Here is an 8834-nt window from a genome sequence, read left to right as displayed (position 1 = left end):
GCCGGCGAGGAGCTCCCGAAGGAGACCATCGTCGTCGACGAGGCGTTCGACCAGACCATCACGCAGGCTGACGTCGACGCACGCGCCTACTGACGCGAGCAAGCCGGTACGCACTGCGGCCGCACTGACGCAGGTGACGTACCAGTGACACCATGACAGCCGTGCGGCGGGGCCGCTCGCCCCGCCGCACGGCTGTTCCTCTTCCCGCAGCTGCTCGCTGCGACGCCCGGCCCCGTCGGGGGCGTGCGTCCACGCGTGGCCGCTGCCCGCACAGCAGCAGCTCTCTCAGCAGGACGGATGACCAACGATGTCTCTCACGTCCGACTCCGCCCCCGTCGTCCAGATGCGTGGGATCACCATCGAGTTCCCCGGGGTCCGGGCGCTCGACGGTGTCGACCTCACGCTCCGACCGGGCGAGGTCCACGCGCTCATGGGCGAGAACGGCGCCGGCAAGTCGACCATGATCAAGGCGCTCACCGGCGTCTACCAGATCGACGCAGGCGAGATCCGCGTCGACGACGAGCCCCACCAGTTCCACTCGACCGCTCAGGCCCAGGGCGCCGGCATCAGCACGGTGTACCAGGAGGTCAACCTCTGCGCGAACCTCTCGGTCGCCGAGAACGTGATGCTCGGCCACGAGGTGCGGTTCGGCCCCTTCATCAACTGGCCCGCCACGCGGCGCAAGGCCCAGGAGTACCTGGCCCGGCTGAACCTGGACATCGACCCGACGTCGCAGCTGAGCTCGCACTCGATCGCCGTCCAGCAGCTGTGCTCGATCGCACGCGCGATGGTCGTCGACGCCAAGGTGCTCATCCTCGACGAGCCCACCTCGAGCCTCGACAAGGCCGAGGTCGCCGAGCTCTTCTCCGTCGTGCGCTCGCTGCGGGACAGCGGCGTCGCGATCCTGTTCGTCTCGCACTTCCTCGAGCAGATCTACGAGATCAGCGACCGCATGACGATCCTGCGCAACGGGCGGTTCGTCGGCGAGTACCTGACCGCGGAGCTCCCGCGCATCGAGCTGATCTCCAAGATGCTCGGCCGTGCGACCGACGAGCTCGCCGCGATCGAGGCCGGCGCGCAGCGCGTCGCGAACGACGAGGCACGCGGCGAGCCGCTGCTCCAGGCGGTCAAGCTCGGTCGCCAGGGCTCGATCGAGCCGGTCGACCTCGAGGTCTACCAGGGCGAGATCGTCGGCTTCGCGGGCCTGCTCGGCTCGGGCCGCACGGAGCTCGCGCGCCTGCTGTACGGCGCGGACCGCGCGGACGGGGGCGAGCTCACGCTGTTCGGCGAGCACGTCCGGTCCGCGGCGCCGCTCGCGTCGCTGCGCAGCGGCGTGGCCTACTCCACCGAGGACCGCAAGAAGGAAGGCATCATCGCCGACCTCACGGTCCGGGAGAACATCGCACTGGCGATCCAGGCGAACCGCGGCATCTGGCGCCGGATCCCGGCCAAGGAGCTCGACGAGGTCGTGGACCGCTACGTCAAGGCGCTCAACATCCAGCCGCCGAACCCGAACATGCTCATCAAGAACCTGTCGGGCGGCAACCAGCAGAAGGTCCTGCTGGCGCGCTGGCTCGCGACGTCGCCGAAGCTGATCATCCTCGACGAGCCGACGCGCGGCATCGACATCGGCGCGAAGGCCGAGATCCAGCGGCTCGTCGTCGAGCTCGCCTCGCAGGGGATGGGCGTCGTGTTCATCTCCTCCGAGCTCGAGGAGGTGCTGCGTCTGTCGCACCGCCTCGTCGTCCTGCGGGACCGCGAGAAGGTCGGGGAGCTGACCAACGGCCCCGACGTCACGTCGTCCACGGTCCTCGAGACCATCGCAGCGAGCGGGAGTGACGCAGCATGACCGGCACCTTGCACACCCCCACCTGGGTCTCCCGGGTGGCCAAGCACCACCTGTTCTGGCCCGTCGTGGCGCTGCTCGCGCTGTGGGTCGCCTGCGGGATCGTGAGCCCGGGCTTCCTCGACATCAAGGTCGTCGACGGGCACCTGTTCGGCCAGCTCGTCGACGTCGCCCGCAACTCGGTGACGTTCCTGCTGCTCGCGCTCGGCATGTGCCTCGTGATCGCCACGGGCGGCATCGACCTGTCGGTCGGAGCGGTGATGGCGATCTCGCTGGCCGTCGCGCTGACCTACATCGACAACTCGGGCACCGGCGAGCAGAAGAGCACCGCGTTCATCGCGATCGCCCTCGCGCTCGCGGTGGCCGCGCTCGTCGGCGCGTTCAACGGGTTCCTGGTCTCCGGGCTGGGGATCCAACCGTTCATCGCGACCATGATCATCCTGGTCGCGGGACGCGGCATCGCGCTCGCGTTCACGGGCGGCCAGATCACCACGACCCACTCGGCACCGTTCAAGGCGATCGGGTCCGGGTACGTGCTGGGCATCCCGACGCCCGTGGTGATCGGCGCGGTCGTGTTCGCGGCCGTCGCGCTCGCGGTCCGCAAGACCGCGCTCGGCATGCTCGTGGAGTCGATCGGCATCAACCGGGTCGCGAGCCACATGGCCGGCGTCCGGTCGCGCAACATCACGTGGCTCGTGTACGTGATCTGCGGGTTCCTGGCCGGGCTGGCGGGTCTCGTCTACGGCGCGCCGACCATGGCCGCCGACGCCAACAACATCGGCCAGCTCATGGAGCTCAACGCGATCATGGCCGTCGTCATCGGCGGCACGAAGCTCGACGGCGGCAAGTTCAGCCTCGCGGGCACGATCGTCGGCGCGCTCATCCTGACGACCCTCGACCGCGCGGTGATCATCTTCCACCTGCCGTCGGAGTCCAAGGACCTGTTCAAGGCCATCGTCGTCATCGCGATCTGCATCGCCGGCTCGGAGCGCCTGCGGGAGTCTGTCGGCCTGCGCCGCGTGCCCCGCCTGCCCGAGCCGCCCGCAGCGCGCAAGTCCGTGGAGGTGTCGGCATGACCGCGCAGTCCGTGTCGGAGAAGCTGCCGACCAAGCGCACGCCCAGCGACCACTCGACCCAGTGGTGGCGGCGCCTGCTCGACCGTCGCTACCTGCCGACGATCGGCACGGTCGCGACGCTGATCCTGCTGCTCGTCATCGGCCAGCTGCGGTACAGCACCGACGACCGCAGCTTCATCAGCGCGCGGCTGTTCTCGAACCTGTTCATCGACAACTCGTACCTGCTGGTGCTGGCGATCGGCATGACGTTCGTCATCATCTCCGGCGGCATCGACCTGTCGGTCGGCGGCGTGGTGGCCCTGACGGGCCTCGTCGTCGCGAAGCTGCTCGAGAACGGCGCACCCCTGCCGTTCGTGCTCGTGGTCGGCGTCCTGGTGGGCACCGCGATCGGCTCGCTGATCGGGGTGATGGTCCAGTACTTCAAGATCCAACCCTTCATCGCCTCGCTCGCGGGCCTGTTCCTCGCGCGGGGCCTGGCGAACCTGATCGGCACCACGGCCATCGGCATCAAGGACGAGGGCTTCGCGTCGCTCGCCTCGTGGAAGATCAAGTTCGGCGAGAAGCCGGACATCTGGTACGTCAACCTGTCGATGATCATCGCGCTCGTCGTGCTGCTCGCCGCGGTCTACCTGCTGCACTACACGCGGTTCGGCCGCACGGTGTACGGGCTCGGCGCGGGTGACAACGGGCAGGCCGCGGGCCTCATGGGTCTGCGCCCCGGCGCGACCAAGATGTGGGTCTACGTCATCTCCGGCACGTGCGCCGGCATCGGCGGCATCCTGTTCGCGCTCTACACCAAGTCCGGCTACAACCTGTCGGGCGTCGGCATGGAGCTCGACGCGATCGCGTCGGTCGTCATCGGTGGAGCGCTGCTCACCGGCGGCGTGGGCTACGTCCTGGGGACGTTCGCGGGCGTGACCGTGTACGGCCTGATCCTGGTGATCTGCAACCGCGAGGGCCTCGAGATCTGGTGGAACCGCATCCTCATCGGCGCGATCCTGCTCGGCTTCGTGCTGCTGCAGCGGGTGCTCGTCGCGAAGCGCAGATAGCGGTCCCGCACACGCACAACTGAACAGGTACGAGACCCTCCCGTCCGACCGGACCCGGCTGCCACCGGGCGACCCGGCGGACGGGAGGGCTTTCCCCGGCGGGTCGCAACGAGGCGACCTCGGGTGCTGCTCACCACACTGGAGAGGTAGGAGCACAGATGATGATTCCACATGCTCTCGCGACCGCTGGGGTCCTAGGACCTGAGAGACGCCGCCCCCGCCGCGCGGCCCGCTGGGTCGCCGCAGCAGCCGGGTTCGCGGTGCTCGCGGCCGGTGCGGCGGTGGCCGCCCCCGCCGCCGCGGCGGACCCCGACCCGCAGGAGTGGACGGACGCGTTCGACGCTCCGACGCTCGACCCGCGCTGGGAGATCACGTCCGAGGTGCCCTCCGCGTGGTCCCTGTCGACGAACCCCGGGGCGCTGACGCTCACGTCGCAGCCCGGTGACACCTACCAGACGGCCAACAGCGCGAAGAACGTCTTCACGGTCGACATCCCCGACGGCGACTTCACCGCAGTGACGACCCTGCACGCGCCCGTCTCGAAGGTCTACCAGGGCGCGGGCCTCATCGCGTGGTCGGACCAGGACAACTACGTCCGGGCGGGCCTCAACTACGTGGGCTCGCTGTCGCCGTCGAGCAGGGCGATCGAGACCGACGTCGAGAGCGGCGGCGTGTTCTCGTCGGTCGACTTCGAGGACCGGCCGGGCTCGGAGCGGGAGACCCTGCGGCTGCAGCGCACGGGAGACACGATCACGACCAGCTACTGGTCCGGCTCGGACTGGGTGGTCGCGTCGAGCACGACGATCTCGTTCGACATCACCGCGGTGGGCCTGTACGCCCTCGCGGCGCAGGACAACACGTCGCACGAGGCGGCCTTCGAGTCGTTCGGGCTGACGGCGGCCGAGGGTGACGACGTCGTGCCGAGCGGCTCGTTCACGCTGCACGCGCAGGACGGCCCCCGCTACCTCGTCGCCGACGACGGCGCGCTCGCCCTGCGTGACGAGCGCCCGACGACCGTGCTGGCCCTGGTGCCCGCGGCCGGCGACGACGACGGTGCGGTCACGCTGCGCACCCTCGGCGACGACCTGCCGGTCGTGGTCGACGACGACCGCCTGGCGCTGGGAGCGGCGGCGGACGAGCCCGCGCAGCTGCGGCTGACCGACGTGGGCGGCGGCGCGGTGGCGCTGCGGCTCGCCGACGGCTCGGGCTGGGTGCGGCTCGGCGCGGACGGCGTGCTGACGCTCGGCACCGCCGGCGACGCGCAGCCGCTCACGCTCGAGTACGTCGCGGGCGGTGAGGGCGTCCTCGAGATCGACGGCGACGCGACCTCGATCGACATCTCCGAGGACCTGTACGGCATCTTCTACGAGGACATCAACTACGCCGCCGACGGCGGCCTGTACGCCGAGCTGGTGCGCAACCGGTCGTTCGAGTTCAACACGTCCGACCATTCGTCGTTCACGGGCATGACCGCGTGGGAGACGCTCGCGCGCGGTGCGGGTGCGGGCTCGACGGCGACGGTCCTGACGGACGGCAACCGGCTCAACGCGACCAACCGCTACTACCTGAGGCTCGCAGCGACGGGCGCCGGCGCGGGCATCCGCAACGCCGGCTACAACACGGGCGTGCCGGTCGAGGCCGGTGCGTCGTACGACTTCTCGGTGTGGGCGCGGACGAGCGCGGCCCAGACGCTCACGGTGCAGGTCGAGAACGTCGCGGGGACCGCGGTCGTCGCGACCGGCACGGTAGCCGTCGACGGCTCGGACACGTGGAAGAAGTACGCCGTGACGCTCACGGCGACCGCGACGACCGACGCGGGCCGCCTCGCGGTGCTCGCAGGCGCCGCGGGCACGCTGCGGCTCGACCAGGTGTCGCTGTTCCCGCAGGACACGTGGGTCGGGCCGGTCAACGGCAAGTCGGTGCTCCGCAAGGACCTCGCGGAGAAGATCGAGGCGCTCAACCCCTCGTTCGTCCGCTTTCCCGGTGGCTGCGTGACCAACGTCGGCACGTTCAAGACGTACGAGGAGTCCGGCTACGTCGACCGCCGCCGCACGTACCAGTGGAAGGAGACCATCGGACCCGTCGAGGAGCGGGCGACGAACTGGAACTTCTGGGGCTACAACCAGTCCTACGGCATCGGGTACCTCGAGTACTTCGAGCTCGCGGAGGACCTGGGTGCGACCCCGCTGCCGGTGCTCTCGGTGGGCGCCAACGGCTGCGGCAGCACGATCCCGGAGATGAAGGACGACGCCACGATCGCGCGCTGGGTGCAGGACACGGTCGACCTGATCGAGTTCGCCAACGGCGCGACGACGACGACCTGGGGCGCCGTGCGCGCGTCGCTGGGCCACCCGGAGCCGTTCGGCCTGCGCTACATCGGCCTCGGCAACGAGGAGAACACGACGACGTTCGAGGCGAACTTCCCGAAGTTCCGCGACGCGATCGCCGCGCGGTACCCGGACGTCACGATCATCTCGAACTCGGGCCCCGACGACGCGGGCGCGCGCTTCGACACCCTGTGGGCCTACAACCGGGCGCAGGACGTCGCGATGGTCGACGAGCACTACTACAACGACCCGGACTGGTTCCTCACGAACAACGAGCGCTACGACTCGTACGACCGGGAGGGTCCCGCCGTGTTCCTCGGCGAGTACGCCTCCAAGGGCAACACGCTGTGGAACGCGCTGTCCGAGGCGTCGTACATGACGGCGATCGAGCGCAACTCCGACATCGTCAAGCTCGCGTCGTACGCGCCGCTGCTCGCCAACGAGAGCTACGTGCAGTGGTCGCCCGACGCGATCTGGTACGACAACGACGAGTCCTGGGGCTCGGTCAACTACTACGTGCAGGAGCTGTTCGGGAACAACAAGGGCGACCAGGTCGTCCCGAGCGGGTACGAGACGGCCACCGAGGCGGTCCCGGACCTGTCGGGCGGCGTGTTCCTGTCCACGTGGTCGACCGTCGCGGACTACGACGACGTCGTGGTCACCGACGACGAGACCGACGAGGTGCTGTTCTCCGACGACTTCTCCGGCACGGCCGACGCGTGGTCGCCGCAGACCGGGTCGTGGGCGGTCACGGGTGGCAAGTACCGCCAGTCGTCGTCGTCGGTCACCGACGCCCGCTCGATCGTCACCGGCGCGTACGCGAAGGACTGGGACAACTACACGCTCGAGCTCGAGGCGACCAAGGTCTCCGGCAGCGAGGGCTTCCTCGTCGGGTTCGCGGCCACGGGCACGAACAATTTCTACTGGTGGAACCTCGGCGGCTGGAACAACACCCGCCAGGCGCTCCAGAAGGCAGCGGGCGGTGCGGCCAGCGAGGTCGCCGCGGTCGAGGGGCACTCGATCGTGACCGGTCAGACGTACGACCTCAAGGTCGTCGTCGACGGCCGGCACATCGAGCTCTACCTCGACGGCGAGCTCCAGATGGAGTTCGACGACGTCGTCCCGGCGGACGTGTACCAGGTCGTCACGCGCGACGTCGCGGCCGGCGACCTCGTCGTGAAGGTCGTCAACACCTCCGACTCGGTGCGCCGCACCCGCGTCGTGACCTCGGACGTCGAGGTCGAGGGCGAGGGCACGGCGATCGAGATCGTCGGGCAGCCGGGCGACATGAACACGAAGGCGAACCCGACCAGGCTCATCCCGGTCGAGCGCGCGCTGACCGGGGTGTCGAACGACTTCACGTACGACTTCCCGGCGTACTCGATCACCTTCCTGCGCCTGCACACGCCCGACACGACGATCCCCACGGTCGCGTCGCTGACCGCCTCGGGCACGCCCGTCAAGGGCTACCTCGGGCAGCCCGTGACGGTCACGGCCACGGGCGCGGACGACCGCGCGGTCGACCGGGTCGAGGTCGCGGTCGACGGCGGCGCGTGGACGCCGACGGCGGGTGAGACCGCGACGGTTCAGGTCTCGGGCGAGGGTGAGCACACCGTGCAGGCGCGTTCGTTCGACGCGACCGGCAACGTCTCGCTGGTCAAGGCCCTCACGTTCCGGATCGACGCCACGGCACCGGTCTCGAACGCGGTCGTCGACAGCACGGCGCGCACGGTCACGCTGCGCGCCGCCGACAACGGTGCGGGCGTCGCCCGCATCGAGTACCGGACCTCGTCGTCCGGCACGTGGCGGACGTACGCGACGCCCGTGACGGTGGGCTCGGCGGCCACGACCGTGTGGTTCCGCGCGGTCGACAAGGTCGGCAACGTCGAGGCGGCCGGCACGGTCGTCGTGCCGCAGGCCGGTGTGACGCTCACGCCCACCACGACCAAGGGAACGCTGTCGCCGTCGACGGTCGCCTACGGCGCCACCCGCACGGTCGCGGTCGTGGTCGCCGGCGCGGGCGGCACGCCCACGGGCACGGTGCGGGTGCTGGACGGCACGCGCCTCGTCGGGACGGGCACGCTCGTGCGAGGCAAGGTCACGGTGACGGTCCGCACCGACCTGAAGGTCGGCACGCACCGCCTCACGCTGTCCTACGGCGGCGACGCGAGGTTCGCGGGCTCGACGTCGACGGTCACGCTCGTGGTGACCAAGGCGCCGTCGCGGACGACGGTGACGGCACCGACGGTGAAGCCGACGACCGCGCCGGTCCTCACCGCGAAGGTCACGGCGACGGGCGTGCGGCCCACGGGCACGGTCACGTTCACCGTGACGCGCGGCGGCACGGTCGTGGCGACGCGCACGGCCTCGCTCACGAGCTCCGGGACGGCGAAGGTGACGCTCCCGAAGCTCGCGGCGGGCAGCTACGCCGTCAAGGCGTCCTACGCGGGCACCTCGTCCGTGACGTCCTCGGTCGGCACGGCGACGCTCGTCGTCCGCTGACCGGCTGGCGCGGGCCGCGATCGGTCGCGTCCCG

4 protein-coding genes are annotated in these 8834 nt (G+C 70.1%); all 4 read left to right on the top strand.

Going from position 1 to position 8834, the window contains the following annotated elements; genetic code table 11:
* Positions 1–307 precede the first annotated feature (307 nt).
* The 4 genes from CGE01nite_RS16430 to CGE01nite_RS16415 all read left to right on the top strand — a co-directional run bounded on the left by CGE01nite_RS16430 (position 308) and on the right by CGE01nite_RS16415 (position 8800).
* Positions 308–1849, top strand: coding sequence for a sugar ABC transporter ATP-binding protein (locus CGE01nite_RS16430; RefSeq protein WP_048343164.1), 1542 nt, complete (start codon positions 308–310; stop codon positions 1847–1849).
* Complete coding sequence (locus CGE01nite_RS16425; protein ID WP_048343165.1) at positions 1846–2922, top strand: ABC transporter permease; 1077 nt, start codon at positions 1846–1848, stop codon at positions 2920–2922. The genes CGE01nite_RS16430 and CGE01nite_RS16425 overlap by 4 nt, the downstream gene beginning before the upstream one ends.
* Complete coding sequence (locus CGE01nite_RS16420; protein WP_048343166.1) at positions 2919–3971, top strand: ABC transporter permease subunit; 1053 nt, start codon at positions 2919–2921, stop codon at positions 3969–3971. Before CGE01nite_RS16425 ends, CGE01nite_RS16420 begins: the two co-directional genes overlap by 4 nt.
* Before the next feature lie 281 nt (positions 3972–4252).
* Complete coding sequence (locus CGE01nite_RS16415; protein ID WP_170211008.1) at positions 4253–8800, top strand: alpha-L-arabinofuranosidase family protein; 4548 nt, start codon at positions 4253–4255, stop codon at positions 8798–8800.
* Positions 8801–8834: the final 34 nt, after the last annotated feature.

The organism is Cellulomonas gelida, assembly GCF_006538725.1.
Taxonomy (GTDB): Bacteria; Actinomycetota; Actinomycetes; order Actinomycetales; family Cellulomonadaceae; genus Cellulomonas; species Cellulomonas gelida.
The sequence above is the reverse complement of the archived record's forward strand: the minus strand, read 5'-3'. Positions and strand labels throughout refer to the sequence as shown.

Coding starts and splice junctions, on each gene's coding strand:
- CGE01nite_RS16430 (WP_048343164.1), top strand. CDS start 308: ATGTCTCTCACGTCCGACTCCGCCCCCGTCGTCCAGATGCGTGGGATC.
- CGE01nite_RS16425 (WP_048343165.1), top strand. CDS start 1,846: ATGACCGGCACCTTGCACACCCCCACCTGGGTCTCCCGGGTGGCCAAG.
- CGE01nite_RS16420 (WP_048343166.1), top strand. CDS start 2,919: ATGACCGCGCAGTCCGTGTCGGAGAAGCTGCCGACCAAGCGCACGCCC.